We start from the raw sequence: 26478 nt of genomic DNA, 5'->3' as shown, positions 1-26478 counted from the left end.
ATTATTGTCTCTCCTTAAGTTGTTCTTGTTGCTGCTTGTAATGAGGGCTGTCCACACAGGTACAAATATGTCCTTCCAAAGACTTTTCCGCTGCCTTAAGAATATTTTGATACCCTGTACAGCGGCATAAATGCCCCGAAAGTTCTCGCTTAACTTCCTCACGAGTGTAGTCCTTACCGCTTTCTGTCATAGCTGTAGTGGTTAAGATAAGTCCAGGCGTGCAAAAACCGCACTGAACAGCACCTTCTTCAATAAAGGCTTTCTGAACCTTAGAAAGTTCCCCGTTCTTAGCGGCTACCCCTTCGATCGTCGTGATAACTTTACCATCCGCCCAAACGGCTAAATAAATGCAAGAGTCATAAGGAGTCCCATCAATCAAAACACTGCAGGCTCCGCATTCGCCGACGCTGCACCCTTGTTTAGCACCGGTATACCCCAGCTGGTTTCGCAAAAGTTCCAGCAGAGACATACGGACATCAACTTCCAAGGTATAAGATTTCCCATTAACCGTAAATGAAATCCTTTTAAACAAGATCTACACCTCCCGCCCTCACAATAGCCGTTTGCAAAGCCCTTTGAGTCAATTCCTCCACTAGATGTTCACGATACTCTTTGGACGCTCTCCAGGAGGTTCGGGCCTTGGTTGATTTTACAGCTAGTTTGCCGATTTCCTCGATTGTTTCCGGAGAAATTTTCTTTCCGCGAGCAAAATCTTCCGCTTCCACACAGCGCAAAGGTGTCGGTCCAGCGACGCCTAGCCCGATACGAATCTCACTGAAGTTACCGGAATCCAACTTACAGAGAACAGCAACTCCAAGCGTGGCGATATCCATAGCCTCCCGCATAGCAAATTTAATATACTGTCCTCCAAACCCCTGATAATCTTCCGGATAGATAAGGATATCTGTAAGAACTTCCCCAGGCTTTAAGTCAACCTTACCGGGTCCAAGATAGAATTCCCGAATGGGAATCACCCGTTCCCCTTGGAGGTTCTGCAATTTTAAGTGAGCATTAAGGGCAAACAAGGATGAGGCGCTGTCGGCTGAGGTTGCCCCATTGCAGACATTTCCGCCGATGGTAGCAATATTCCTGATCTGCGGCCCCCCCATTGAGATCGCCGCTTCTGTAAGAATAGGAACATACTTCTTCATGATTTGATCATTAAAGACGTTAGTAAACGTTGCCATCGGACCAATAGCAATCGTCCCATTCTCCAATTTGCGAATATCCCTCAACTCTTGGATCTTGCGAATGCTTAACAACTCGGCGTCTTCCAGCTGCCCGCCATGCATCTTTACAAGCACATCCGTTCCGCCTGCAATAATTTTAAGCTTTGGATTCACCCCAAGAAGTTCCATCGCTTCGCGAACTGTTTCCGCCTCGTAATATCCTCTAATGTCGTACATCATTTCACCGCCTTTATAATAATCCAGCCTTTTTAAAACTCTCAAAGACTCGTTGGGGATTCATCGGTATGCGATTGAAGGCAACACCTGTAGCGTCTAAAACCGCATTGCGAATAGCCGGAGCCGGGGAAATAACAGGAGGTTCTCCCAAAGCTTTTACCCCAAATGGCCCGGTCGGATCTTCGATTTCCACAAAGGCAGCGCCAATCTCCGGCGTATCCATAATGGTGGGAAGTTTGTAGTCCAGTAAATTATTATTCAAAGGTTTCCCCGTCGTTTCATCAAAAAGCAGTTGTTCGGACAAAGCATATCCTATGGCCATGCTCACACCGCCATGGACCTGTCCCGCCGCTAACTGGGGATTTACAATTTTACCCGAATCATGAACGTTGTAGATTTCCAAAACTTTTATCTTTCCTGTTTTAAGATCTACTTCTACCTCAGCAAAGGTTACACCAAAGGGCACGGCATTAATTCGGGCATTATTGGAAACATCGCTCGTTATCGGCTGGGCATTGACCCGATCATAAAAGGACTGCATCGCAACTTCCCAGAGAGGCAGGACAGGTTCTCCCGAATGTTTATAGACAATCATCTGCTCTTTAAGATCCAAACTATGCGCAGGTAGATCAGTAATTTTTTGAGCGAAGGCTAAGATTTTGCTCTTGACTTCTAAAGCAGCTTTTTCAACCGCCATCCCACTGACATAGGTTTGACGCGAAGCGTAGGAACCCGTATCAAAGGGAGAAATATCCGTATCCTGTTGAGAAATTACATGGACCATAGACACCGGGAGGCCCAAAATCTCCGCTGTCATTTGTGCAAAGACCGTATCACTTCCTTGGCCAATTTCCGTAGCACCAAGCTGAAGCTGAACTGAGCCATCTTGATTAAGAACGATGCGGGCAGCTGCTAGTTCCAAAGCGACAGGATAAGTTCCTGAAGCATAGCTGAAACAGGCCATTCCTACCCCACGGCGGATATCTCCCGTCTGATTTTTGTAACGTTCCTTCTTTTCATCCCAATGGATAAGTTCCTTGCCTTTGTCAATACATTCGCGAATTCCGCAGCTAAGGACTTTATTTTTGCTGAAAGGTTCAAGATAACCAACATCCACTAAGTTTTTCCGGCGCACTTCGATAGGATCAAGATTAAGCCTTTTGGCAATATCTTCAATATGAGACTCGAAGGCAAAAAAGATTTGTGGAGTTCCATAGCCACGCATAGCACCTGCCACCGGTAGATTTGTATAAACTGTGACCGGCGAGTATTTCATGGCTTTCACAGGATAAAGATAACGGAACTTGCTTCCTCCGCTCCCGGCAATTGAACTTCCGTGGGAGGCATAAGCTCCAGTATTGGAAATTGCCGAAATTTGAATAGCATTAATTGTTCCATCTTCATTGACACCAGTTTTAATCTTAAATTTGAAGGCATGGCGTGTTCGAGTATCAACCATTCCTTCCTCCCGGGAAAGTTCCAATTTAACAGGCCGACCGCCGACGGCCAAGGTCAGAGCTGCATTCAAAGGTTCATAACAAACATCTTGCTTATTGCCAAAACCGCCGCCGATATAAGGCTTGATAACTCTGACTTTTCCCCAGGGCAAACCCAGCGCTTGTGCTACAATACGCCGTACAATCTGGGGAATTTGAGTCGAGGTAACAATCACGATTCGGCCATCCGCATCCACATAAGCATGAGACGTCTGAAGTTCAAGATGACAATGTTGAACGATACTCGTCTCGTACTCTCCCTCAAAAACATAATCCGACTCTTGTAACGCAGCCTCCATGTCACCCCGTTCAAAGCCGCCTCCCGTAGAGAGAACGTTTCCCTCACTCTCCTCATGAATTCGAGGAGCGCCTTCCCGCATCGCCGCTTCAGGGGTTGTTAATGCCTCAAGGACTTCATATTCAACCTGAATTAATTTTAAAGCTTTAGCGGCAACAACTGCATCCACAGCAACAACTGCCGCAATGGCATCTCCCACATAACGAGCCTTCTTAGCTAAAATAAACCGGTCCTCTTTATCCCGATGCCCCGGGTCTAAAGAATAAGGATGTCCAGCGGTGGCAAACAAAGGCAAATCCACCTCTTGTTCATCATCTAAGACATCGTTCATAACGCCAGGTAAAGCGGTGGAAAACTTGATGCGTGGTAAATCTTTATACGTTATTACCGCTTCAACGCCCGGCAAAGATTTAGCCTCACTTACATCGATCGATTTAACAACGGCATGAGCATAAGGACTATGCAAGATTTTGGCGACCAACATATCCCGTTCCGAAAAATCATCCGTATATCTGGCCTTGCCGGTTACCTTAGCGACAGCGTCAACTCTACTGACACTTTTCCCTACAACATCGTAAGCCAATTTTACCCCTCCATCCCAAAACATTTATTTTAAAGCACAATCTTACAGGTGAAGACAAGACATAGTATATTCTTTATAGACAAGTAAAATTAGCCATCCCCTCTCTTATCTATCCGTGCAATATTCATGCCAGATAACAAAAATCTCTGAAAAATAGCATTTTTACGGAGTTTTTACTAAAAGACAAAAAAATATAATGAATTCTAATTCTCAAAATGATAAAAACCGAACGATAAACCTTTAGATAAAGGCATTTAAAGACTTATCAAAAATATAACTTATTATCATTTTGAGAAATTATACCTGCAAAAAAGTATTCCTTTTGTCAGTATTCCCTGAAAGCATCATTTTACTTAAGTTATTCAATATTGTAACGCGCTAACTTACGATATAACGTTGCTAGGCCGATCCCTAAAGCTTTAGCTGCCTTTTCTTTCCCTCTAGCCCCTCCCTCAGTCATCCGGTAACAGCGAAGAATAGTTTCCCGTTCAATCCTCTCTAAATTAAACCGATCTTGATTTTCTTCCCGTAATTCTGCTTGTTTCATTCTTACAGGCAAATGGTCTTCCGTTAATCTTGAATCCTTCGCTAGATTCATAGCATACTCGATAATGTTTTGTAACTCGCGAACATTACCAGGAAAAGCATAGCCCTGGAGTCTCTGGCGAAAACCTTCCGATAGGTCATGAACATTTTTATTCAATTGCTGATTATATACTTGGATAAAATGCCGAATCAAAAGCGGCAGGTCTTCTTTCCTCTCCCGCAACGGCTTGATATGCATAGGAATGACATTGATCCGATAATATAAATCCTCTCGGAATTCACCTTTAGCCATCATTTCCTCCAAATTGCGATGGGTAGCCGCTATGATCCTTACATCAACAGGACTTGCCGTGATGCCGCCGATGCGTTCAATCTTTCGTTCTTGGAGAACTCGTAGAATCTTAGCCTGTAAATAAAGAGGCATATCTCCGATTTCATCCAGAAAAACGGTTCCTTTATTGGCTAATTCAATTTTACCAATCTTCCCGCCTTTGCGGGCTCCGGTAAAGGCACCATCTTCATACCCAAAAAGTTCACTTTCCAGTAAATTTTCAGGAATAGCAGTACAATTGATAGCCATAAACATACCTTGGTGTCTCGGACTAAGATTGTGAATCGACCGAGCCAGCATCTCCTTCCCAGTTCCACTCTCTCCCCGAATTATAACTGTTGACTTACTCGCTGCGACGACTCTGGCCTGTTCTCGAATTTGACACATGCACTCGCTCTCTCCCAGAATATCTTCGATCGAATAACCGATCTCCCGGGAACTCAAGCGATGAACAATGCGACTGATTTCGTCAAAGGGCCGAAGAATCACAGCAAGACTTTTAACCCCGTCTTCGCCTTCCATAGGCAATGCCCGCAAAAGCATATGCTGCCGATTTTTCTTAGACTCAATATATACTTCTCGCTCAATAACATCTTCCGCACTTTTTCCAACCGTTAGAATTTCCGCAGCGATCTGCGGAGGAAAGAGAGAGTCTAAACGACTGCTGGGATGAAGCAGATTTGCGCTGAAAAAGCCTTGAGCTGCCTGGTTAAAATGAAGTATCGTTCCCTCAAGATCAGTTGTTAGCAGCCCTTCATCCAAACAATCGATAATTGAATTCAAATAATGGTTTGCCGAAACGAGTCCCGCCAAAAATTCCTGTTCTTTAAGTTTTAAGGCAATCGTCTCTGCCATTTTTGTTAGAAAAATGAGATATGATTGTTGATTCTCAGCTATAAGTTTGGCCTGTACTTCCGTAAAACAGATCATTCCAATAGCACCCACTGCCTTACCATCAACATTAATTGGCGATACCACCTCATACTTCTCAGAACAATTGCCACGAGCCATACAAGGACCACATAGAGGATGGATACCCGGGGTTTCAATGACAAACTGATGACCGGTGCGAAGAACTTCACGATACACATACCCTTGTCGGTCCATAGATTGCCCGACTCCTTTATGATAGCGGCCTGTTCCGGCAATACGAATTAACTTTTTATCAGCTATTTCGATATCTATTTTCACAACAGTCGCGATTGCTTCAGCAATCTGCTGAGCATAATCTTTCACATCGATCAGTTCAACCATGTGATTACCCCCCATTAGCTTTTTCGATTTTCTATCTCCAATCGAAGCAGTGAATCAATCAATCGTTTTGTCTTAGGCAATAATGTGCTTGTAAATCAAGAAACCCAGAATAGCTGTATTTAAAATCACAAATACAGGGGCAGCCACGAGAAATTTGGGATGAGAGGTTTTGTGGTGAAAATACTTCATGCCAGCGAACAGTCCCACTCCGCCAAAAGCCCCCATCCAGAGCAAGGTTGCCTCCGAAATTCTCCAGCGACCCAACTTTGCCTTTTTCTTATCTCTTCCCATGGTGATAAAAACATAACAATTCCAGAGAAAATAAATCAAAATGACATACTTAATAGGAAGCAATTTTTGCTCTCCCCTTTCGCTGATGTCTAACTGATGATCAAACCTCTTTCTAGACGCCGCTCCAACGTTCAAATAAAGCATGATCTACACCAAACTGATCCAACACCCGCCCAACTACATGATTCACTAGATCCTGAATCTCCTGAGGATGATGATAAAAGCCCGGCGAAGCAGGCATAATTGTCGCTCCAGCTCTTGCCAGCCGCAGCATATTTTCCAAGTGAATAATGTTGTAAGGCATTTCCCGCGGCACAACCACAAAAGGCCGACGTTCTTTCAACGTTACCTGGGCAGCACGTGCTAAGAGATGATCTCCTGTACCGGTTGCCATTAAACCTAAAGTATTCATCGAACAGGGAATAACAACCATCCCATGAGTTCGATAAGAGCCGCTTGCCAGAGAGGAAAACAAATTCGTATTTTCATGGATATGAACATTCTCAGGTAAGCTCTGCCTATCAGACCCTGTTTCAAAGGTCAATACTTTTTCGCCTGTCGACGTCATAACCAACTCAACCTGCCATTCCATTAACGCCAGAACCTTAATCAGGGTCAGTGCATAGATTGAGCCACTTGCTCCGGTTATACCCACAATGATCCGTTTAGTCATGATGCCCTCCTATAGTCTAATCCTCTATCTTTAATTCTCGATCATCGAAATCTTATCTTTGCGTATAAGACGAATTCCCCCGAAAATGATGACTGCTCCCACAATCTGCAAAAGATGAATCCTCTCTTTAAGAATCACCGCAGCCGTGATAACGGCAACAGCGGGGACGGCATACATATAAGCCATCACTCGATTTACTCCAATCCTGCTTATAGCATAATACCAAACCACCAGGCCGTAGGCTGTGACGAGGAGCGTTGAAAACAACACCGAACCCCATGCTGAAAAGGGGATCGTTGACCATGATAACTCGGTAACACCTTTTAGACCAACAATCAAAAGAAAAATAGTCCCAAAGAGAGAGGAGAAAGTAATCGTTTTCAAGGCAGAATACTTACTTAGCATGCGTTTGGCAAGTACAGGATATAACCCCCAGATACAGGAAGACAACAGGGCTATAAGATCTCCTCGCAATACTTCCCAACCGAGGGCTAATTTATTTGTCCCAAATAATAGAACAAAAATCACTCCCACTATTGACAAGGCGCTCCCCCTTCGCCCTCGTGAACCCAAACGTTCTTGTCCTGCCAGCCAAGCAAATATAGCCGTGAAAACCGGAGAAACTGCAACAATCAAGGAAGCATTTGTCGCAGTCGCATATTTTACGGCAGCCATAAACAACGTCTGATAGATCGTAACTCCTACTAAACCTATTAGAGCTAAACTCCAACAATCCTTTAATTCAACTCGTATGTTTTTTTCCAAAGTATACAAAAGCAGAAGAAGAATTGGAGATGCTCCCACAAAGCGAAGCACAGTAAACGACAGAGGATCAAATCCAGCCATTCCCCATTTCCCAACAACATAGTTTGCTCCCCATACTAAAACAACTCCCCAGATCACCCACTCCGGAAAATCTCCCCTTGACCGATTCCTCATAAGAAACTCTCTCTTCCCTCTCTATACTAAAGACCCCTGGCATAATTGTTAATGATGCCGGGGTCTACTCTTTTTTCCTAGAAAACTAGGTACAACGTTTCCTAGTTGTAACTTTTCATAATAAGATCTTATCAAGTTAATTCATGATTATATTGAAACCTTCGATAACTTATTCTTTAAGCCATAATTGTACCATAGAAAATCAGAACGCGAAATATTTAAGTTTCATTATACTGAATACAGATAATTAGGTGTTAACAATGGCAATGGCGAACACTACTAAAAAATATCTACAAAATAGGTTGACAAGATGAAGGTCATCTCCTATAATAATTAATGTTACGCGGTCGTGGCGGAACTGGCAGACGCGCTAGATTCAGGTTCTAGTGCTCGCAAGGGCATGGAGGTTCAAGTCCTCTCGACCGCACCATAATGCTGATAAACGTGATTCCCGTAGGGGAGTCGCGTTTTTTGTTTTTTGTTCGCTAAAACGCACAACCATCGTACTTGAACGTTATTTTATGGTGGTCTAGTGCGGTTTTTGCGTGGGAAATACGCAAATCTAGTGCGTGTCTTTATTCTAGCGGTGAAATTCGTATTAGTACAAGAGTTAATTTTTGACAAACATAAAAAGAAGGCTAGACACTTAACGTCTAGCTCCGAGATGGTTTATTTCAATTGGTCAATCAGCTTTCTATGCCTTGAATTTTGAATTTCCAATGCCTTTTCTATAGCCGACAGTCTGGTTCTCAGTGAGTTTAACTCTTTACGAACCTCGTCTGACTCTCTCTCTAACTCTTCAGATTTTTTTGGTTCAAACGGGAGAACAATGCCGCTTACAGTCTCAACCTCTCTTTTGGCAAATGTCCTTCCGTATTCCTTGCGTATGGACTGTACCTTTTCACCCAAGGCTTCGACTTGCTGCAAATATTCTTTCTTGAGTTCTTCTAAGTACTGGATACCTTCAGACTTAAAATCGATGGCATTTAGTTTGCTCATTATTTCCTCTATTTTTTCGTCACTGTTCAATCTTCTCACCTCCACAATCCTCACTCTAATGAAACTGTTCCATCTCTGACCATGAAATTCCTTCCAAATATTTAGGTTTGGATTTAACTAAGTGTTATAATTTGAAAGGAAAAATCAGTCATTAGTCTCTGCTAGCCACCCCGTTACGGGAAATGCCCCCGCCTCATACGACACTACGCCTAGTGTAAGCAAAAATAAGCAATCACTTTATTTCGAATGGGTTAATTAACAATTCTGCTACCCTCATGGATATTGGAGTACCATCTAATCGTTTGAATAGCGAGTATACGTAACATATCAACAAACTGTTGTTTTTCATTCTCTGGACATTCATTTCCTTTGAGGCTGTAATTTGCTTTCGCATGTGCGATATAATTCCTGGTGTCCGAAATGCTATCAGCTATCTGGTCAAAGGCAACTTCTAAAACCGTCTCTTTGACTGCCTTATCCTTTTGTAAGTTACTCTTCAGGTCTTGCACTTTTTTCAAGTAATCTGGTGCATAATCAACAACTTCAAGTACGTCACAACAGGTCTTAATAGTTGCTTTAATGGTACTTCTGTCGGTGTCAAATTTTTGTTTAAAATCAACAAACATCTGCTCAAGTCCCTTAATATAATTGGCATCTGGATTAAGGGCTTTTTGACTTAATAGTTTTGCCCTAGCTTTATTTGTAATCTCCTGACGTATTACCGTTTGTGACACAAATTCGATTACTTTGGCGTATTGAATAATACAGTAATCGTAATTCTGCATGCCTATATTAAAAAGCTTCAATACCTCGTCTATGCCCTTGCCAAATAACAAGGGTCTTAGTGGAAAGGTCTTTTGACTAATCTCCTCTTCATCTACTTCATCGAAATATAGCTCTGGTCTGGGATTTTCTTCAAGGGTGATGTTGTGAGAGGCATTCAATTCAAATATGTATGAATTAAGTACAGTATCAACTTGGTCGAGTCTCATAGGCTTATCAAATATAATCTCTACAAACATATCATCGTTCACAACGGACGGATAATACTTGTCATAATCATCAGCGAAATGAACCATAAGGCCAAAAATCGTAACTCCATTAACCAAAGAGCAACTAAAATTTACCTCGTCCAGGTTTGACGACACCTCGAGAACCCGTGGGTTATTACTAAGCAAAATATCCAAAATTGAAGTGCCTGTGTAATCCTTTGCAGTGACTCTGACTAAGCACCGTTTTTCTGTAAGACATATTTTGTTATCGATTAGTTTAGCAGTCCGTGTTTCATCAATTAGCTCTATGAACTCTCTTAGTGATAATTCAATACTCTCATCAGTGTGGTCAGGTGAAAAGTTAACTTGAAAGCTGTCATCAAAGCTGTCATCTATAATAATATCGTCGTATTCCGAAGGGTCGAAGTCCTCGCTAGTTAAGTCATAAAAGTCCAAGTTTAAGCCACTATATCCTGTTTGCTTTTGCTTTACATAATTTAAACAGGCCTTAAGCTCTGTCTCAAATTCCTTTGAACTGATTTGCAACATTGGTTACACCTACCTCATTTAAAACAGTCAGACGTTCAATCTAGGCACTAGAGTCCATCCCCAATCATTTTGAAACTAATGAAACATAAGTTTGGTCATTAAGATATTAGACATAGAGGTAATGTTTTCCTGCAATATTCGTACAATTATGCCGGACGAAAGGCCCGTGTCGAAGGCAGAAATTAAGAAGCTACCCATGTGCAAGAAATGCCCCCACCTCATATTCCACTACGCCTGATGCAGCCAAAAACAAAGCCCCAGGCCGTAAAAGCGTGGGGTTGAAGGTGCTTTCCAGTGTCAATGCGTGTCACGCACGTCCCGGTTTTTTGGCGGTATCCCTCTACCAGTAAATTCGGCCCGATGATAACCAAACAAGTCCCCCGGTACAAGTGCTTACTACGTTTAACCCAGTTTGTAATCATTCTTATCTAGCAGTACGGCCCCAACAATCACCTTTAACTGGTCGTCCTTTGCTTCTTGTTGATGGTGCAAAACGTTCTTGTCCGTGGCAGCGTCTGAACAGTCAAATAACGTGTCATACACTGACATACAACCTGCCAGTCGGGGGCACTTGTCTACCGTCCAGCACCCATAACGGTAAAGGACGTTCTTTCGTTGTAGCGTATTTTTGCCGTCCAAATTCAGATAGACACTTTCTTTATTGTTTTTTTTCGTTACTGTGTATTGTTCATATCGTTACTTACATTGCTAATACACTCTATACGTTATTATACATTATGTACGTCATTGGATGATCAGCCCCTTGGCTGTTCATAATATAATTCGTAAAGAATTGCATTCTTGTCTCACTATTGACCGAAGTTTTTTAAAAAAGTTGGCGATTTATATGAGACGGGATAGGAAGTTTTATTTTAACCCTGACGAACCCTTGAAGGATAGGAACTGGACTAAGGAAGAAAGGGACTTTGCCCAGGAACAACGGTTACAGAACAAGTACGGAAAAAGACGCAAATATAAGCTGGTTTGGGACGTAGAAGAAGCCTGGACTTGGTTGGACTATTACGCCGATTTTGACTGGCTTTTCGAGTTGCTTCAGGGGCTAGTCGTTACGAAGGCAAGGTCTGCAGCCAAGAATTGGGGCGGGCTTAGAATACCAGCAGCAGAGTTCGAGTCGGTGTTTTGGGAAGAGGCTTTACGCATTGCCGATAGCCACAGCCTTGACGATGAGTTCTTGCTGTATGAAACGCTGGAGTTGTCCATAAAAAGACGAACCGTTGATTTGGCACGTAAGTTTGGTTACAGCAACCAAGAACGGTTTGAGAGGGAGGCAGCGTCATTACAGGCTATGCAGATGGACCTACCCGATTGGCGAGTTGATGTAGGCGAGTCTGTAACGGACAAGTTGTTTCTGCAACAGTTATTAACCGACCCTGACATACTATTGCCGGATGAAAGGGAGTTACTTCAAATCCGGCTTTACCACCCCCATGCAACGCTTAGGGACTTGGCAGTCTTAGCAGGGTACAGCAAGGATAAGGTCAGCCGGATTATTGCCCGTGGTGACGCAAAGGTACGCCAGGAGTGTCCAGACCTGTTCCATCGAATTTCCTTCTACAGCACAGGCAAAAAGAGTAAGGCCAGGAAGTACAGGGACTTGCGGTTTGGGAAAGGAGATGCAACCGCCGAACTGCCGGATGTAGAGCCTCAACCCACAGAATTTGAAACAGCAGAAACTGCGATTTCGGACTAAGTGCCTACAGACCCGTAATTACCGATAACAATTGGAGGGCGTTCTCTATCGGGGGAACGTCATTTTTAGGTCGTAGTGGGTAAGCTGCAGGTCACCAGGACATGACCCTACCTCGCCCAGGAGCTACGTCTGGTGCAAAAAAAAACGAGCCAAGCCCAATGTGGACTTAACTCATCGTCATTAAAAATCATTAGGGAACATCAAGCAAGTGGAAGTGGTTTAGTGGTCCGTGTTTTGTTTCACCAGTTCCTTGATACTTCCTATGTTGTCGTTAATTTGGCCAATATAGTCTGTTTTTAAAGAATAAACTTGCGTTATTCGTCCTGTGTCTCCGAGGTGTCGCTCAAGGAGAAGCTTCATCGAAGCGATATCTACACATTCAGTCATCAGGAGTAGATCAAAGCTGTTAACAAACCTCATTAACTCCTCTTCCAAAGGCTTTATCGTTTCTTTATCCCATTTTTCTAATACATTGGTTATGATCCAATAATGCCAAATATCGTCCCTTTCCTCAAACGCTCTTTTAATGTGCGGTATCATGGGTGTTCCTATACTGACGATCAAGTCAGCGATGTCGTATGCACCAGGCCAGTTAATATCTTTTAACCAACCAAGTAATTCATATAAGACATTCTTGACTCTCGGATAGCCAATACCCTTTAATACTTTTGCCGCCCTACCGTCTTTATACCTTATTAGTGTCGGAATTAGATCATCATCGATTTGAATTAACTGGTTTAATGCTTTTTCTTTGTCCTCATCTGATGTATCCCAATTCAGTTCGTTAAGCAACAAGTCTATCATCGATCAACACTCCCTTTAGCTTTACACAAATAAGAGCACGGGACTAAACTACGACCGTACTTTTGTATTCACCATACGCTAAACCTGGTTCTTCCATCGTTTTCTTCGGTGATATATTCTACATTGTGAAACCCATTCTTGCTGGCGTTACTCCGAATTGTTTCAATTACAAAATCGTCCTTGGAATATATTTCGTAATAAATTACGTCTACACATAAAAGATTTAATTGGCAGTCACTTTTGATGAAGTCTTCGTAAGTTTCCAACTCGGTAGGCGAAGTGTTGGGTGGATAAGCCTTGATATTTGCAAAAATAACGTGATGATTTTGATTGGAAATGGTATCTACGAATGTTTTTCCGTTAATATAGTTTTCTGCAAATAACGGCTTATCCATTTTGTCATAGATTTCCTCCTCGGTAATATTCCACCAATATTTTTCACAGGCAACACCAGTGAAAATAGTCCGTAATATATTCTCACCGTTAGATACAGTGAAACCGATACCTCTCACAACCTCACCCCCGCTTTGACGCACTCATTTCGAAATACCCTAGGAACGGGTACGCCAAAAAGTCCTTCAACCGCCCCAAATCCAGCCGCAGTTTGGTCACCATGTCACATCGCCCTGGGGTTGTATTGGTAATAATAATAATCTATATAGCAACCCTGGTAAAGGCCAAAAATCAATAAAGAAAGAGCCATCCGTTCTAGACAGCTCTGAAAGAATTTCTTATTACATTTTCATTGAAATGGCCTTCCGGCCCTTGTTTTTTGCCATCGAGGAAAACGTATCGAGTGGTGATTTAAAGTTCTTCTTCAGGTCAGTATCGCTAATCTTGGCGTATCTCTTCACCATGTCTAGCGTTGAGTGAGACAACACTTTCTGTAGCTCAAAAATGTTTAACGTCTTGTTCACCAGGCTTTGGACGGCGAAAGTGTGCCTGAAGGTGTGGGGGCTACATCTAATCTCATCGGTGTTAATTCCCCGGTCGGAACAGTACCGTTCAACACGTTCCTCACAGTTCCTTTTGCTTAGCTGCTCGCCGTAGGAGTTACAGAACAGGAAGTCAGTTGGTTCGCCCTTTCTGACCTGGAGGAAGGCGTTTAAGACAGGTTCTAGGGAGTATGAGAGCGGAATTAACTGTTGCTTTCGGTTCTTGGTCGTGGTAAGCAGGATTTCCTTCTGCACGAAGTCAATATCTTTAACCTGCAGGTGAATTAGGGAACGCAACCTCATTCCTGTTGCTAGGAACGTACAAATCATCACCCAATCTCGAAATTCGGCAAATGTACACGTGCTGGCATCGGGCTTGGCAATTAACTTCTTTATCTGTTCTTCGCTGAACGTCTTGATGATTGGCTCGTCTTCCTTGAGCAGCTTAATCTTCATTTGGTGGGAGATATAGCTGGACTCGCTCAGATAAGTGAAGAATGGACGTACAGCACGTATTTTACTATTGACGGTGGTGGCCTTGTTCTTGCGAACCTCTAGCATGTAGCGTATCCATTGGTTCAAATGTTCTTTGCGGAAATGTTCGGGGGCATCGACCTTAATCATCAAGGCGAAGGAATGAAGGTAACTCAGTGCTTGCTGGTAGTAAACCAAACTTTGCTCGGTTAGATTTTCGGCACGTTTTTCGTTGAGGAACGCTTCTACCGATAAATCCCAACTCAGACCAATTCTTTCCCGTTTGTTGGCGTGTTGTGCGAACTCCAATACTTCCATGATGACCGCTCCTTTGCGTTTGTTATTCGCAAAAGATTGGCGGTATTTCACCTAGCATCGAACGAAAAACATCTTGTGCGGAAGTCGCCATTTCAGCGTGGTCTAGCGAGGTTTTACGTTGGGAGAACGTCCTAAACCGCATGAACACTAGCGTCGTGGCACGTTGCAGACCACGCAAAATTAAGGTTCTAGTGCTCGCAAGGGCATGGAGGTTCAAGTCCTCTCGACCGCACCACTTAGAAATAAGGCAATGTACACAAATTTGTACACGAGCTTATAAAAACCCGAGGTTGTATACCTCGGGTTTTTTAATGTCTTAGTTTTATTCAACCTTACCAATGTAGAGATCGTCTAGCGAGACATTATATAATCTTGACATCTTGTATGCTAAATTTATCGGCATTTCAGTACAATCATTCTCATATTTCTTTATGGTTATCGTTGGAAAACCACCATATTTCGCAGTCTCTTCTTGCGTGATACCACTTACGATTCCAGCTGATTTTACTTGTGGTAGGAATTGCTCCTTCATTGTTTCATCAATGGTATAGACCGCTTTGCGTAACCTCTTAGAATACTCAACCAAATGCTCCCTTGGTGATTTCTGATTGTATCTCGCCTGGGTATGGGTAGAATCTACAATAATAGATTTACTTTTTATGATACCTTGATCTAAAGCGATTTCCACCGTTTTATTAATCAATAGATCAAGCAGGTTTGAATCTTTGAGCCGCAACTTTCTACATTTGGTCAGTGAGCTTGCGTTGATAACGTCTTCTTCTGGGGTCATACCAAGAAAATACTTGAACGACATATCGTATTTTGATCGTTCAACTACGTCAACGTCTGAAATATCGAAAATGCTTTTTAGCAAAAGATATTTAAACATCCGTACTGGGTTTATTGCCACTCGTCCATTATTTTGACAATAAACATTGACCAGTTTACCGTAGATAAAATCAAAATCTACTAATTCATTTATCTGTCGTAACAGATTGTCCTTCGGAATGATCAACTCATATATGCCCATATGTGGGCTCAAGGCCAAGTTCATTTGCTTCTTAATCATTTTCTCACCCGCTCAAACGTTGATTCTGTGAGAATAAGAAGCAAAAATAAGCATGTAAGGAGTTGACAATTTTGGAGTATAGACAGTTAGAAGCGTTTATCTTCAAATACCCAACAAAATTATAATCATTATTGTTTAGGGGCCGGACTGTCTTCGATTTTGTAGCATAAACTGTAATAATTTGGCTGCCGAGTTTTCTTTACGAGGAACATACGTTCTGATAAAATAAGAATTGACATTCCTATCGTGAGGTGAAGAAAATGGTCAAGAGGATCATTTTTCATATAGACGCAAATTCCGCGTACCTTTCTTGGGAGGCGGCATATCGGCTTCAGCACGGCGACCCTTTAGACTTACGGACAGTTCCCTCTATCATTGGCGGGAATCCCGAAACCCGCCATGGCATCGTCCTCACGAAATCAATACCGGCAAAACAGTACGGCATACAGACCGGGGAAACGCTTTATACAGCCTTAGCGAAGTGTCCGGAATTAGTAATAGTACCACCAAACTATAGCTTATATATGCAGTGTTCTAAAGCCTTTGGCGATATTCTCCGGGAGTATTCACCTTCGGTTGAACAATATAGCATCGATGAATATTTTGTGGATTTCTCAGCTATGGAACGATTATTTAAAGATCCCATTAAAGCGGCTTATGTAATTAAGAACCGAATTAAAAATGAATTAGGCTTTACGGTCAACGTGGGAATTTCGACGAATAAAATTTTAGCAAAAATGGCTTCCGAACTTGAGAAGCCGGACAAGGTACATACCATATTCCCCGAAGAGATCGCGGAAAAAATGTGGGTTCTTCCCATCGAAGAGCTATTTATGGTCGGTCGTGCTACTTCCAAAAAATTAAGGAGCCGGGGAATCAGAACAATTGGAAATTTGGCAAATTATGATCCTAAATTAATTAAACTCTTCCTGCACAGTCATGGTCTACTTGTTTGGAACTACGCAAACGGTATTGAGAACAACCCAGTTAGAGAGAATCGGCGACCTATCATCAAAGGAATGGGAAACTCCACCACAATTTCTTTTGACGTTGAGGATCGAGACACTGCCCATCTGGTTTTACTCTCCTTGACAGAGACAGTCACTGCAAGGCTTCGACAAGCCGGTTGTTGTGCTGGGTTAGTATCTATCTCATTAAGAACGAATGAGTTTTATAATTGTTCACACCAAAGGAAATTATTCTCGGCCACGGATTGCACTAATACGATATATGAAATCGCTTGCGAATTATTTGATGAACTCTGGAAAGGTGAGCCAGTTCGGCATTTAGGTGTTAGAACATCCGAGCTATGTTTAAATGATTTTCATCAAATAGCCTTTTTTGAGAAAGATTACGACAAACAGCGAGCCGTTGACCGGGTAGTTGATGTGATTCGGGAGAAATACGGAAACGGTTCAGTCTTCAGATCAGCTTTTTTGCACAGCGGGGTGCGGTTCAGTAGCGGCGGAACAGTTGAGGATGAGGAATATCCGATAATGTCTAGTATATTGTAACTGATAAAAAAAATCAGCGAACGGATGGGTTAGTGCTTGAAGGGTTAGCTCCATTTGTTTAGGCATTACTTTTATTAAAATAAAAAATCTCTCTCGCAAGCAATTGCGGGATTTTTTATTTTAACCTCCATTCCGCCGCTACCGCTGGCGGCACAAATAGTAATGAAAATGGTGCGCGGCCTTCACCACTAAGCAATTCAATAAAAACAGAAATCAAAGTTAGTACAATTTAGATAGATAATATTTAAAAAATTGTTTTCTTTAAAATAGCTTATTATTAAATTGTTAAATTTGCCACTTGATTACATTAATGTAACATAATTGTTTTTAAAATCTAATTTAAGGAATGACTTACTTGTTTAAAACAGAACGTTATCATCGTATAATCATGGTTCGGGATTTTTTGTCCGGGTGAGGTCGAACGTTGATTTCGAACCAAGTGAGGACAGATATGAGGGTAGCGAGGATTTTTATGGGGAATGTATTCCTTGTGATTCACAGTTGCAATGATTGCTATTCTAGGTAACATACTAATCATTTAACTCCGAATCAAATCATAAAACCCTAGTCCGTTAATAATAAATCCATTGTATCTGTCGGGGTGGATATATATCCATTTTCAACTTATGTAATCCTTATTTTATATTCCTTGTCATTCTTGATGTCATAAGCGCCCTAAATATTCTTTCTTCCAAAAAATCCAACGTTAATCCCCTTCTCTTTAACAGTTTACTGTTAATATTGTCTAAAATAAAAAACAATTTATTAACTTTGGTATATAATTTTCTTCACGTCAATCTTCCGAAGGAAAACAGCTTGTTCTTACTGAAAATAGAGCTTTGGTGATGTAAATTTGAAAAGACATAAGCGTTGTAGGCTTTATGAAGATAACACAAGACCGATTATCGCAATTAACAGGTTATTCTCAATCTCTTTTATCTCACAGTTGGAGAAAAAGTTGATTACCTTTGGCCCGATTATCGTCATTAATAAGGCCCTAGCTTTTTCCAGCCGGGGTCTTACTATTTTCTTACATATTTGTCGCAGAACCATTAAGAATGTCGGAAAGCAGGAAATACCATAGAAACATAGAAAATCATTTTAAAATTGTGAAGGAGATGTTAAGAAAAAATGCAAAAAGCAGGCGGTATCATATCTTTAATCGCAGGCGTCTTTGGCATCCTATCGGCTGGAGTAACTTTACTCGTTGGAGGAGCCGCCTCGGCATTCAACGCCAGCGGATCGAGTACGGTAGTAGGGCTCGGTTGGGGTGGAGTTCTGTTTTCTTTCCTAGTAATAATCCTTGGCGCTATTTCAATTGGGGCCAAAGGAAAGGTTCCCGGAATACTGCTTATTATCTCATCTATCTTGGGAGCAATTCTTGGAGGTACATTAGTGGCTATATTCATGGCCCTAGCATTAATCGGTGGAATATTAGCAACGCTAGGTGTTAAATCTGCTCCTAAAGAAATAAATGCTTAGTAAATTAAAAGGAGAGAAGAGGATGAAAAAGCTTGTATATCTTTTAATAGTAGGAATCATATTTACATTAACCGGGTGCGGAACAACTAATGTTCCAACAAAAGTTACATCCAGCACTCCGACTACAGACCAATCATCGGCTCCAAAAAACGAAACATTCAAAGTAGGAGACACGTTTAAGTTAGGCGATTTACAATACAAGGTAAATGGCATAAGAACTTCAGGCGGTAAAAATGAATATATGAAACCTAAGGATGGAAACGTATTTTTGCTTATTGATATGACCATTGTGAACAACGGAAGTCAAGACGCTTCTATTAGTAGTATGTTATCATTTAAACTAACAGATAAAGACGGCAGGAGCCAAGACATAAGCATTGAAGCTTTAAGCGAAGCAAACGGTAAATTGGATGGGTCAATCCCACCCGGCAAAAAAATGACCGGTGAGTTAGGGTATGAGGTACCAAAAGCATCCAAATCTTTTGAATTAGAAATAAAAAATGACCTATTTAGTAATGGTACTGCAACTGTAGAGATTCCGGTTAACTAAGGATATGGACCCATGTTGCCTGGATCCTTCCAATAAATAATATTACTAGGTATTAACTATGCTAACATAAAAAGAGAGCGATTAAGCTCTCTTTTCTAATGGGACACAATAATATTAATCACCTGGCTCTTTTTCCTTGAACGATATAAGAATTCGTTAATCAATTTATCAAGTTTCATGCTAACTTGAATTACCCTCGGATCTCTTATGCCTTTATCGGCAGCAATTTTTATCATATGGGCTCTAGTGTTTTCAATTTGTTCATCAAGAGTCAATAAGAACACTCCTAAGCTTTATCATTATGACCTTTATAATTACTTCTATATAATAATATCCATCTATAGCTAATGACAAATATATAATAGTCATGTTAGGCATGAACAAAAGTTATATAAAATTAAAAAGGCTCCCATCGCGGGAGCCTCTATATCTTCCAAAGCATCCACTTACAACTATTCAATTCATACTTAATCTCAAACCGTTTCAGCTCTCCGTTAATCTCACTTTGGCACTAAACAACACCATCCAGTTCCCGGCGATCTTCTCCTCTTCCATGGAGATGGCCTGCTCGATCTTGACCGAGTTTGGACCAGACAAGAACAGAGATCGGTGTGGCATAAATTTTCATTTGTCTATCCCTATCTCATAATTACTTATGAATAATTCTTTGACAAAGCTGCTTTTATCGTTTCTGCAAACTGAATATTTAAATTTGGGCATAAAAATAACCGCTCATGGCGGTTAGGAGGAAACATATCGTCGATTAAACTTTTTCATAAAATGAAAGGCCCGAATTATCATATAATGTCTATGGGCGGCGAGCGTGCTGGGAACACGCTATTCCCGAGTACATAGCCTTATTGCTCGGAAATATACTTACTGGTTCGAATCCAGTCCGTCCTCCAGAAGATAATTTTGACACTGGCTAGTAGGACCAGGGGCTTTTGATTCAAGAAACGGATTTTAGCGATAAGGAAACAAAAAATAAACAGATAATCTCTTCTAACCTCATTCAACAATTTGGTAGACGAATAGAAGATTTTCAATTCAAGATATTGTGGTACTTAAACTTGAATTTGGATTAGAATTTATCTAGTGCATCAGCTTTTTGCGGCTGGCACTTTGAGGAGGTTGCTCAAGCCACTTGCGTTCAATGAGTAGATCAGTGCCGTCTTTAGCCAACGCAAGGAGTTCTTGAATTAAACGGTTAAAAGTTGAGATAACATCTTTTCTAGCACTATTTGTCAATGCGGTTCCATAGTCCAAAATACTATAAGATAATATGATTGCATAATAGAAAAGCATCAACAATGGGGTTCAAGATAATTGTATGAAACTCCAACAAGTAAAATTAATTTTTACTAGAGAAGAGCATTATATTGAATTAGATGTGTGTAATATTAATTATAAAGACCAATGAGGCGATATGTGGGGGAAATTAGAGTACTAACTGATAACAAAAAAATTGACCTAAATCAGTGGCTTTTTATAGTTGTAAGAAATGCAAGTGAATGAATGAATGTTTGTAGAAACTTAGGAATTTTCAGTTCAATTCCTTCAAATCTTTGTCCCATTTTTTTACTTCGTAATAAAATCCTCTATTACTCCAATCAAAACACCCTTCTTCAACTACTAATGTTTCTTTATTATGCCCCCATGGAATTAAGTAACCATCTGGATGGGTGCCGTTTTTTAGGTCTTTAGTTTGTTGCTTAATATCATCCAACAAATCTTTAATACTTGCTGGTTCATATAACTTCATAGGTTTCACCACACCAAAAAGATTCCCATCAGGATACTTATACAGAAATAATTTATTCATTATAAAACTCCTTTCACTCACATAGTTTCGACAAAAGAGAACAAGGTTATAAGCCTTGCTCGACGGCTATGTAAGTAGTTGACTTTAAAGTAGCACTTCTAAATAATACCTCAATCTTGTATTTTTATAATATTAGATTTTACAAAGAAGGTATCAGTATGGCTGAAAAATTTGATTACTCTTAGACGATTTCAATAACAATCAATAAAACATAAGCAAGTATTCTCCCCTTAGAAAAGCCAATGCCCTCAGATAGAAATATCTAAGGGCATCCCGTTTTATTGGAGTCTTCCTTCAAGTCTGGTCTCAAAATTCGCCATAACCCTAACCTCTTAAAAAAGTTTATTGGAATTATACTTTATTTGCTGTAGTATTAAATATCACTTAATAAATATGGGGGGTAATGGGAATGAGAGTGTTGTTCAGAGAACCAATGAATCAGCCGTTGCAATTGAAGGATATTGAAGGGACTTTTGAAGACTTTCAGGAGTTAGTCGGAGATTTGATTGAAATGGTTCCGATGACAGATGAAATAATGTGCTTGTGTAATGATGAGGCTGAAATGTTAGGACTGAAAAAGAACTTCTATGATGATCGACATGGTTGGATCTTTGGGACTTGTGTTTTCACTGCAACTAGGAACAGGGAATTTGCTTCACTTTCGGACAAGCAAATTGGATACATCTCAGAGTATATTGGTTTTCCTGTTGTTTAGTTAATTCAAGATTTCTGATATCACAAAGATATCCTAATTCCTCTACAGGAACATCCACGCTTATTTCAAAGTCATCTTCTCTATTACGTAACTCAATGTTAATTTCAGATAAAGGTATGTCTAAGAACTTTACCTCTTTTAGCACAAATTGCTTAAATTGTCCCTTATCAAAGCCTTGAATTCATATTCATGATTTGCCTTTGTACGCATAATTAGGAGCCTCCATAATTCGGCATCTCCGTTATTTACTATTCTGCATTAGTGCTCTTTGGAAGCCATTATAAACTGCTGACTTCTTCAAATCGCTAAAAGAGGTGCAGAACTAATGATAGAAAGTGGATGGTTAGAAAGGATACCTCAGACCGTAAACCGTAAAGTGTTAATAACGCACTAAACTATTGACCTTGATATCATTATTTATTAATTATTAAATCTAGCAATATACCATTATTTACCGACAAAAATTGCTGGTTTAAATATCTAAAATTTAAAGACCAGGGGGTGTCGTAAAACCACTTCTTTTAGTGGTGAGTGATGCTCCCCTTTTTTTCTCCTTTGAAAACTATTTTGTTGTTGGATTAAAATATTTTAGCAGCTGAAGGGGCTTCCCCATTCGTTCGTTTTGTACATTACTCAATCAAATTTTAAATTCGACACCTGTGAGCCTTTCGCTTAGATCCCATAGTCGCCGGGCTGATTCAGGATCAATTGCCCATGGACGAACGCCTGTGGCACTGAGGCTATCGGCTGATTCTGCGGTTGATATATCACAATCCTCACAATAGATCCCACCCATTCCATCAAGTTGATTACTGGTTGCACACCAAACGCTGGTCGCTGCGCCTTGTTCCACTGTCTTGAATTGGGCGTTGTTTTCATTACTAATAACTTGTCCCTGCTCATCTTTAATCGGTTTGGGCCCTATCTCTGCTTCGGTCAAATCTCGCCCTAGGTCGGTATACGGCACTAACCCAGGGTGAACAGAGAAGGCTCGGATATCAAGGTTTATGCCTCGCTTGTCTAATTCCAGGGCAAACAGGATGTTAGCAGTTTTAGATTGTGCGTAAGCTCTCCACTTCTCGTATTCATGATGCTTAAAATTCGGATCCTCGAAATCAATCCCACCGAGACGATGGCCTCGTGAGGATACCGCAACAACTCTTGCACCACAGGCTATTTTCAGGGCTGGGCAAAGTCTTGACGTCAACTGAAAATGGCCTAAATGATTCGTTGAGAACTGTGACTCATAACCACGCGCATCACGTCTAAGCGGAGGCGCCATCACACCAGCGCTGTTGACAAGGATGTGCAAAGGTCTGCCTGTGGTAAGAAAGCGTTGTGCGAAATTGTCGATAGAGTTCGAGTTCATGAGATCAAGTTCTTCTAGTTCCACATTCGGTATCTTTTCAAGTGAAGCTCGAGCCTTCTCTGGCGTTCTTGCAGGAACAATTACCGTGGCACCGACATTTGCCAAGGCACGCGTAGTCTCTAATCCGATACCGGAATAACCACCTGTTACAATCGCTATTTTTCCCGAAAGGTCGCAGTTTGCCACTATCTCTCTTGCCGTTGTCAGCGAGCCGTATCCTGATTGAATAGGTGACTGTTTTGTAAGATTCATTTTGCCACTCCCTACTGAAAATTGATAATGTCAGCTTATCTCTTAAAGTCGACTCTAAGTCAAGAGAACAAGTTTAAATAATCAATCTTGATGAGAGGAACTCTAAGTTATACATTTAATTATATTAATAGTATTAAGGAGTTAAGACGATGAAATATTCAATTAAAGAAGTATCCGAGAAATTCAAATTATCTGCTCATACGCTGCGTTTTTATGAGAAAGAGGGATTATTACCGACTATTCAGCGAGACGAGAGTGGTCGAAGGGTTTACAGTGATAAAGACCTTGGATTAATACAAATTATTTGTTGTATGCGTATAACGGGTATGTCTTTGGAATACATAAAAAAATACGTTAGGCTATGTATTCTTGGCGATAATACAATTCCGGAACGACATCAAATGATTCTTTCTCAAAAAGAAATAATTGAAGATCGCATTAAGGAATATCAAGATCTTTTAAATGTGGTCAATTGGAAGCTACAATATTATGATAACCGAAGGCATAAAAATGATCCCACCGCCATCAATTGAGCGTCCTTATCTATTCAAAATACCCTTTGCAAAACTTCCAACTAAAGAACAGCCCTGCAATACAAAGAACGCCCTTCGGTTAAGGCGTTCTTTGCGCATACTCAGTCAATATACTGTTTCTAACAAAAGACCAAAAGCCAGAAGTTTTTTTAAGTCGCTATGATCATTGGACCTTCTTACAATTTAAATTTACCCACTAATTGAGTTAGGGTTTCCCCTATTTTTGCCAAAGCTTCAGCAGATTGACTCACTGAGATCATTGTAGCTGACTGTTCCTCAGATGAAGCCGAAACTTCTTGAGTATTCGCTGCAGCTTCCTCAGCAATGATACCAATATTTTCTACGGATTTAACTGCTTGGAAACTCCCTTCGGCTATTTGTTTCGTTGCTTCAGTAACTTGATGAATTTGTTCAACGACTGTCTTGACCTCAGTCACAATGGCTTTAAACGAATTACCCGCAAGATTTACAGTTTCTACTCCCGCTGCAACCTCTCCTTTGCCCTTTTCCATAATTCCTACTGCACGTTTGACTTCATGTTGTATATTACTAATCAAGGTGGAAATTTGAGCAGCAGACATTGAAGACTGTTCTGCTAGTTTCCGCACCTCCTCCGCGACAACTGCAAAACCTCTTCCTTGTTCACCAGCCCGTGCCGCTTCTATTGCAGCGTTTAACGCTAGTAAATTCGTTTGAGATGCAATGCCCGTGATTACATCGACAATTTGACCGATTTGGCTCGATTGGTCTCCTAACTGGGCAATAACTTCCGCTGTTTGATTCGTAATCTCACGGATTTCCCCAATCCTCTGAACTGCATCTTCTGCTTGAAGAGCACCTTTTTCTGCGGCTATGGCAGCCTTATTGCCGCTAGAACTGACTATTTCCGCATTCTCAGCAACCTTTTGTGTATGTGCTGCCAGTTGCTTAATAACCTCACTTATTTCTTCAACGGTCCTAGCTTGCTCAGTTGCTCCCGAAGCAAGTTGACCCAGCGTCCCAGCAACTTGTTCACTAGTGACGGTAGCTTCTTGAGCTGCAGCTGATAGTTCTTCACTCGTGGCACCTAAAGTACTGGCAGTATCGGTAACTTCCTTCACTATGCTATGTATATCTCCAATAAATCGATTGAAGTGCTTTGAAAGCTTCCCTATCTCGTCATTAGATACTACTTTAAGCCGTTTTGTTAGGTCTCCATCCCCTTGTGATATATCTTTTAACACTTCACTTGTTTGTATGATCGGTTTTGTTATCCCTCCAGATACTAAATAGATAACCAAGCCAATCACTAAAATAGCAATTAAAGCAACGATAATCGAGAAATTCCGAATGGCGTTTGCCTGTGCAAGAATTGTCGCCATCGGAACTGTGATTTCCAGCGACCATGGTGTCGTAGTTTGACCAATGGTTATTGGTTCATACAACCTGTAATACTCATTATTGGATACAGTATATGTCTTACCATTTTTAATACTCTCTTTGACTGCCTGATTATCGAGATCCTTGCCAATCTCTTTAGAATCTGGGTTTGAAACATACTTGCCATTATTGGAAACAAGGCAAGCATATCCTGTGTTTAAAGGTTTAATATTAGAAATCATTTTTTGTACTGTATCTAATGCAATATCGGCTCCAGCAACTCCCGCGAAAGTACTATTGTTATTGATCATTATGGGTGCTATCAAGCTGGTCATAAGAACCTCTTTACCATTCACTTTGTATGAGATAGGATCGAGGATCGTTTCTTTATGAGTCTTTTTCGGAATTAAGTAATAATCTCCGGCACCTGGTGTTTCATAATCTTTAAGTGGTGCTAACTTGATATTTCCGTCTCCTCGATTCCAGTATGGTATAAAGCGTCCCGTTGCATCATATCCCGGCTGATTTTCATAGTCAGCATCATGCCCATCGAGTGCATTGGGCTCCCATACAGTCCAGGTTGCCAAAAATGAAGGGTTGTCTTGCAAAACGTTTACTATCATAGCATTCATAGTAGTGCGATTTGGGTTATTAGTCTCTTTCATTCCTTCAAATGATGATGCCAATGTTCTGACCGTGTCCATAGGAACATTTAATTCGTTTGTAACTTGATTACCATATTCATTGGCCGCATGTGATACCATCTCAAAAGAAGATGTCTTAGCCATATCAACTGATCTTGACGATACTAACAAAATTACGCAAACAAACGAAATCACGACAACTAAACCAGTCGACAATAATATTTTGTTTCTTATCCTTAAATCCCTCAAAGACATTGATAATCTCCTTTCAATATTTCGATCAAACCATATTCACTCAAAGAAAAAGGACACCAACAAATCAACCCTCACCGCAAAGCGATAAAACACGCCCTCCCTCGGGAGAGATTCATCTCTATCTCCTTCCATGAGACGAAAGATCTTTTTCTGTTATATGAAAGAAATGTTTCGTCAAAGATCGGTCATAGTACAGTTTAGAGCAAACTTTCGTTCTGCAAATGTTGAGTTGCTTAATGTATTAGTGTAAATTCATTGTTACTTTTTGTACAATACTTTTTGATTATATGGGGTATAAGCCATAATTAACCAGAA

Annotated in this window: 25 protein-coding genes, 1 tRNA gene and 1 pseudogene; 7 read left to right on the top strand and 20 right to left on the bottom strand. The window is 40.9% G+C overall.

Annotation, left to right across the window (positions count from 1 at the left end; genetic code table 11):
* Position 1 precedes the first annotated feature (1 nt).
* From xdhC to ACPUYX_RS05620, 7 genes are all read right to left on the bottom strand, one after another.
* Positions 2-532, bottom strand: coding sequence for a xanthine dehydrogenase subunit XdhC (gene xdhC / locus ACPUYX_RS05650; RefSeq protein ID WP_426378730.1), 531 nt, complete (start codon positions 530-532; stop codon positions 2-4).
* Positions 525-1406 carry a xanthine dehydrogenase FAD-binding subunit XdhB gene (gene xdhB, locus ACPUYX_RS05645; RefSeq protein ID WP_426378729.1) on the bottom strand — a complete coding sequence of 294 codons (882 nt, stop codon included), beginning with the start codon at positions 1404-1406 and terminating at the stop codon, positions 525-527. The genes xdhC and xdhB overlap by 8 nt, the downstream gene beginning before the upstream one ends.
* 13 nt (positions 1407-1419) lie before the next feature.
* A complete protein-coding gene (xdhA, locus tag ACPUYX_RS05640; protein ID WP_426378728.1) occupies positions 1420-3783 on the bottom strand; it encodes a xanthine dehydrogenase molybdenum-binding subunit XdhA in 2364 nt (787 codons plus the stop codon).
* A gap of 358 nt (positions 3784-4141) precedes the next feature.
* Positions 4142-5914: a sigma-54 interaction domain-containing protein gene (locus tag ACPUYX_RS05635; protein ID WP_426378727.1), complete on the bottom strand. Its 1773-nt coding sequence runs from the start codon at positions 5912-5914 to the stop codon at positions 4142-4144.
* Positions 5915-5986: 72 nt separating this feature from the next.
* Positions 5987-6268: a DUF1294 domain-containing protein gene (locus tag ACPUYX_RS05630; protein ID WP_426378726.1), complete on the bottom strand. Its 282-nt coding sequence runs from the start codon at positions 6266-6268 to the stop codon at positions 5987-5989.
* 49 nt (positions 6269-6317) lie between these two features.
* On the bottom strand, positions 6318-6878 hold the full coding sequence (locus ACPUYX_RS05625) for a UbiX family flavin prenyltransferase (protein WP_426378725.1): 561 nt from the start codon (positions 6876-6878) through the stop codon (positions 6318-6320).
* A 30-nt stretch (positions 6879-6908) separates the two neighbouring features.
* Entirely contained in the window at positions 6909-7817 is a 909-nt protein-coding gene (locus tag ACPUYX_RS05620; RefSeq protein WP_426378724.1) for a DMT family transporter, read from the bottom strand.
* A 343-nt stretch (positions 7818-8160) separates the two neighbouring features.
* On the opposite strand from ACPUYX_RS05620, the gene ACPUYX_RS05615 reads away from it, so the two are divergent.
* Positions 8161-8247, top strand: a tRNA-Leu gene (locus ACPUYX_RS05615).
* A gap of 239 nt (positions 8248-8486) precedes the next feature.
* On the opposite strand, the gene ACPUYX_RS05610 is transcribed toward ACPUYX_RS05615, so the two are convergent.
* From ACPUYX_RS05610 to ACPUYX_RS05600, 3 genes are all read right to left on the bottom strand, one after another.
* Entirely contained in the window at positions 8487-8846 is a 360-nt protein-coding gene (locus ACPUYX_RS05610) for a hypothetical protein (protein WP_426378723.1), read from the bottom strand.
* Positions 8847-9067: 221 nt separating this feature from the next.
* On the bottom strand, positions 9068-10357 hold the full coding sequence (locus ACPUYX_RS05605; protein ID WP_426378721.1) for a hypothetical protein: 1290 nt from the start codon (positions 10355-10357) through the stop codon (positions 9068-9070).
* 402 nt (positions 10358-10759) lie between these two features.
* Entirely contained in the window at positions 10760-10900 is a 141-nt protein-coding gene (locus tag ACPUYX_RS05600; RefSeq protein ID WP_426378720.1) for a hypothetical protein, read from the bottom strand.
* A gap of 220 nt (positions 10901-11120) precedes the next feature.
* On the opposite strand from ACPUYX_RS05600, the gene ACPUYX_RS05595 reads away from it, so the two are divergent.
* Positions 11121-12068, top strand: coding sequence for a hypothetical protein (locus ACPUYX_RS05595; protein ID WP_426378718.1), 948 nt, complete (start codon positions 11121-11123; stop codon positions 12066-12068).
* Between the two features lie 219 nt (positions 12069-12287).
* Here the strand turns inward: ACPUYX_RS05595 and ACPUYX_RS05590 are convergent, their stop codons facing one another.
* The 5 genes and pseudogenes from ACPUYX_RS05590 to ACPUYX_RS05570 all read right to left on the bottom strand — a co-directional run.
* Positions 12288-12872, bottom strand: coding sequence for a DUF5071 domain-containing protein (locus ACPUYX_RS05590; protein ID WP_426378717.1), 585 nt, complete (start codon positions 12870-12872; stop codon positions 12288-12290).
* Positions 12873-12940: 68 nt separating this feature from the next.
* Positions 12941-13384, bottom strand: a complete 444-nt coding sequence (locus ACPUYX_RS05585) for a DUF2691 family protein (protein WP_426378716.1) — start codon at positions 13382-13384, stop codon at positions 12941-12943.
* 222 nt (positions 13385-13606) lie between these two features.
* The gene (locus ACPUYX_RS05580) at positions 13607-14599 is read right to left on the bottom strand and encodes a tyrosine-type recombinase/integrase (RefSeq protein WP_426378715.1); all 993 of its coding nucleotides are present in this window, start codon (positions 14597-14599) and stop codon (positions 13607-13609) included.
* Between the two features lie 322 nt (positions 14600-14921).
* On the bottom strand, positions 14922-15131 hold the full coding sequence (locus tag ACPUYX_RS05575) for a helix-turn-helix transcriptional regulator (RefSeq protein ID WP_426378910.1): 210 nt from the start codon (positions 15129-15131) through the stop codon (positions 14922-14924).
* Positions 15117-15668: pseudogene (locus tag ACPUYX_RS05570) on the bottom strand (transposase); the annotation flags it as partial. The pseudogene ACPUYX_RS05570 and the gene ACPUYX_RS05575, both read right to left, overlap by 15 nt.
* 260 nt (positions 15669-15928) lie before the next feature.
* Between ACPUYX_RS05570 and ACPUYX_RS05565 the strand changes: the two are divergent.
* The 3 genes from ACPUYX_RS05565 to ACPUYX_RS05555 all read left to right on the top strand — a co-directional run bounded on the left by ACPUYX_RS05565 (position 15929) and on the right by ACPUYX_RS05555 (position 19214).
* Positions 15929-17182 carry a DNA polymerase Y family protein gene (locus ACPUYX_RS05565; RefSeq protein ID WP_426378714.1) on the top strand — a complete coding sequence of 418 codons (1254 nt, stop codon included), beginning with the start codon at positions 15929-15931 and terminating at the stop codon, positions 17180-17182.
* Positions 17183-18313: 1131 nt separating this feature from the next.
* Positions 18314-18664 (top strand): hypothetical protein, encoded by a 351-nt coding sequence (locus ACPUYX_RS05560; protein ID WP_426378713.1) that lies wholly within the window; start codon positions 18314-18316, stop codon positions 18662-18664.
* A gap of 22 nt (positions 18665-18686) precedes the next feature.
* Complete coding sequence (locus tag ACPUYX_RS05555) at positions 18687-19214, top strand: DUF4352 domain-containing protein (RefSeq protein WP_426378712.1); 528 nt, start codon at positions 18687-18689, stop codon at positions 19212-19214.
* Between the two features lie 95 nt (positions 19215-19309).
* On the opposite strand, the gene ACPUYX_RS05550 is transcribed toward ACPUYX_RS05555, so the two are convergent.
* The 3 genes from ACPUYX_RS05550 to ACPUYX_RS05540 all read right to left on the bottom strand — a co-directional run bounded on the left by ACPUYX_RS05550 (position 19310) and on the right by ACPUYX_RS05540 (position 21036).
* Positions 19310-19489 (bottom strand): aspartyl-phosphate phosphatase Spo0E family protein, encoded by a 180-nt coding sequence (locus ACPUYX_RS05550; protein ID WP_426378711.1) that lies wholly within the window; start codon positions 19487-19489, stop codon positions 19310-19312.
* Between the two features lie 817 nt (positions 19490-20306).
* Positions 20307-20519, bottom strand: coding sequence for a DUF3231 family protein (locus ACPUYX_RS05545; RefSeq protein WP_426378909.1), 213 nt, complete (start codon positions 20517-20519; stop codon positions 20307-20309).
* Positions 20520-20757: 238 nt separating this feature from the next.
* A complete protein-coding gene (locus tag ACPUYX_RS05540; RefSeq protein WP_426378710.1) occupies positions 20758-21036 on the bottom strand; it encodes a hypothetical protein in 279 nt (92 codons plus the stop codon).
* A 409-nt stretch (positions 21037-21445) separates the two neighbouring features.
* Between ACPUYX_RS05540 and ACPUYX_RS05535 the strand changes: the two genes are divergently transcribed.
* Positions 21446-21751 (top strand): DUF3846 domain-containing protein, encoded by a 306-nt coding sequence (locus ACPUYX_RS05535; RefSeq protein WP_426378708.1) that lies wholly within the window; start codon positions 21446-21448, stop codon positions 21749-21751.
* 637 nt (positions 21752-22388) lie between these two features.
* Here ACPUYX_RS05535 and ACPUYX_RS05530 read toward each other — a convergent pair.
* Positions 22389-23372 (bottom strand): oxidoreductase, encoded by a 984-nt coding sequence (locus tag ACPUYX_RS05530; protein WP_426378707.1) that lies wholly within the window; start codon positions 23370-23372, stop codon positions 22389-22391.
* 149 nt (positions 23373-23521) lie between these two features.
* Here ACPUYX_RS05530 and ACPUYX_RS05525 point away from each other — a divergent pair, with 149 nt between their 5' ends.
* Positions 23522-23905 carry a MerR family transcriptional regulator gene (locus tag ACPUYX_RS05525; protein ID WP_426378706.1) on the top strand — a complete coding sequence of 128 codons (384 nt, stop codon included), beginning with the start codon at positions 23522-23524 and terminating at the stop codon, positions 23903-23905.
* Positions 23906-24081: 176 nt separating this feature from the next.
* On the opposite strand, the gene ACPUYX_RS05520 is transcribed toward ACPUYX_RS05525, so the two are convergent.
* Positions 24082-26163, bottom strand: coding sequence for a methyl-accepting chemotaxis protein (locus ACPUYX_RS05520; RefSeq protein WP_426378705.1), 2082 nt, complete (start codon positions 26161-26163; stop codon positions 24082-24084).
* Between the last annotated feature and the right edge of the window lie 315 nt (positions 26164-26478).

The sequence above is a fragment of the Desulfosporosinus sp. SYSU MS00001 genome (genome assembly GCF_049943955.1).
In the GTDB taxonomy this organism is placed as follows: domain Bacteria; phylum Bacillota; class Desulfitobacteriia; order Desulfitobacteriales; family Desulfitobacteriaceae; genus Desulfosporosinus.
Note: the sequence above shows the minus strand (reverse complement) of the source record. Positions and strands in the feature narration are given on the sequence as shown.

What these genes read in the sequence shown, in the direction of transcription:
- ACPUYX_RS05580 (WP_426378715.1), bottom strand. Translation starts at nt 14,599, where the DNA reads ATGGAAGTATTGGAGTTCGCACAACACGCCAACAAACGGGAAAGAATT.
- ACPUYX_RS05525 (WP_426378706.1), top strand. Translation starts at nt 23,522, where the DNA reads ATGAAATATTCAATTAAAGAAGTATCCGAGAAATTCAAATTATCTGCT.
- ACPUYX_RS05530 (WP_426378707.1), bottom strand. Translation starts at nt 23,372, where the DNA reads ATGAATCTTACAAAACAGTCACCTATTCAATCAGGATACGGCTCGCTG.
- xdhB (WP_426378729.1), bottom strand. Translation starts at nt 1,406, where the DNA reads ATGTACGACATTAGAGGATATTACGAGGCGGAAACAGTTCGCGAAGCG.
- ACPUYX_RS05560 (WP_426378713.1), top strand. Translation starts at nt 18,314, where the DNA reads ATGCAAAAAGCAGGCGGTATCATATCTTTAATCGCAGGCGTCTTTGGC.
- ACPUYX_RS05635 (WP_426378727.1), bottom strand. Translation starts at nt 5,914, where the DNA reads ATGGTTGAACTGATCGATGTGAAAGATTATGCTCAGCAGATTGCTGAA.
- ACPUYX_RS05605 (WP_426378721.1), bottom strand. Translation starts at nt 10,357, where the DNA reads ATGTTGCAAATCAGTTCAAAGGAATTTGAGACAGAGCTTAAGGCCTGT.
- ACPUYX_RS05590 (WP_426378717.1), bottom strand. Translation starts at nt 12,872, where the DNA reads ATGATAGACTTGTTGCTTAACGAACTGAATTGGGATACATCAGATGAG.
- ACPUYX_RS05545 (WP_426378909.1), bottom strand. Translation starts at nt 20,519, where the DNA reads ATGCTTTTCTATTATGCAATCATATTATCTTATAGTATTTTGGACTAT.
- ACPUYX_RS05520 (WP_426378705.1), bottom strand. Translation starts at nt 26,163, where the DNA reads ATGTCTTTGAGGGATTTAAGGATAAGAAACAAAATATTATTGTCGACT.
- ACPUYX_RS05620 (WP_426378724.1), bottom strand. Translation starts at nt 7,817, where the DNA reads ATGAGGAATCGGTCAAGGGGAGATTTTCCGGAGTGGGTGATCTGGGGA.
- ACPUYX_RS05535 (WP_426378708.1), top strand. Translation starts at nt 21,446, where the DNA reads ATGAGAGTGTTGTTCAGAGAACCAATGAATCAGCCGTTGCAATTGAAG.
- ACPUYX_RS05625 (WP_426378725.1), bottom strand. Translation starts at nt 6,878, where the DNA reads ATGACTAAACGGATCATTGTGGGTATAACCGGAGCAAGTGGCTCAATC.
- ACPUYX_RS05565 (WP_426378714.1), top strand. Translation starts at nt 15,929, where the DNA reads ATGGTCAAGAGGATCATTTTTCATATAGACGCAAATTCCGCGTACCTT.
- ACPUYX_RS05555 (WP_426378712.1), top strand. Translation starts at nt 18,687, where the DNA reads ATGAAAAAGCTTGTATATCTTTTAATAGTAGGAATCATATTTACATTA.
- ACPUYX_RS05575 (WP_426378910.1), bottom strand. Translation starts at nt 15,131, where the DNA reads ATGAAGGAGCAATTCCTACCACAAGTAAAATCAGCTGGAATCGTAAGT.
- ACPUYX_RS05540 (WP_426378710.1), bottom strand. Translation starts at nt 21,036, where the DNA reads ATGAATAAATTATTTCTGTATAAGTATCCTGATGGGAATCTTTTTGGT.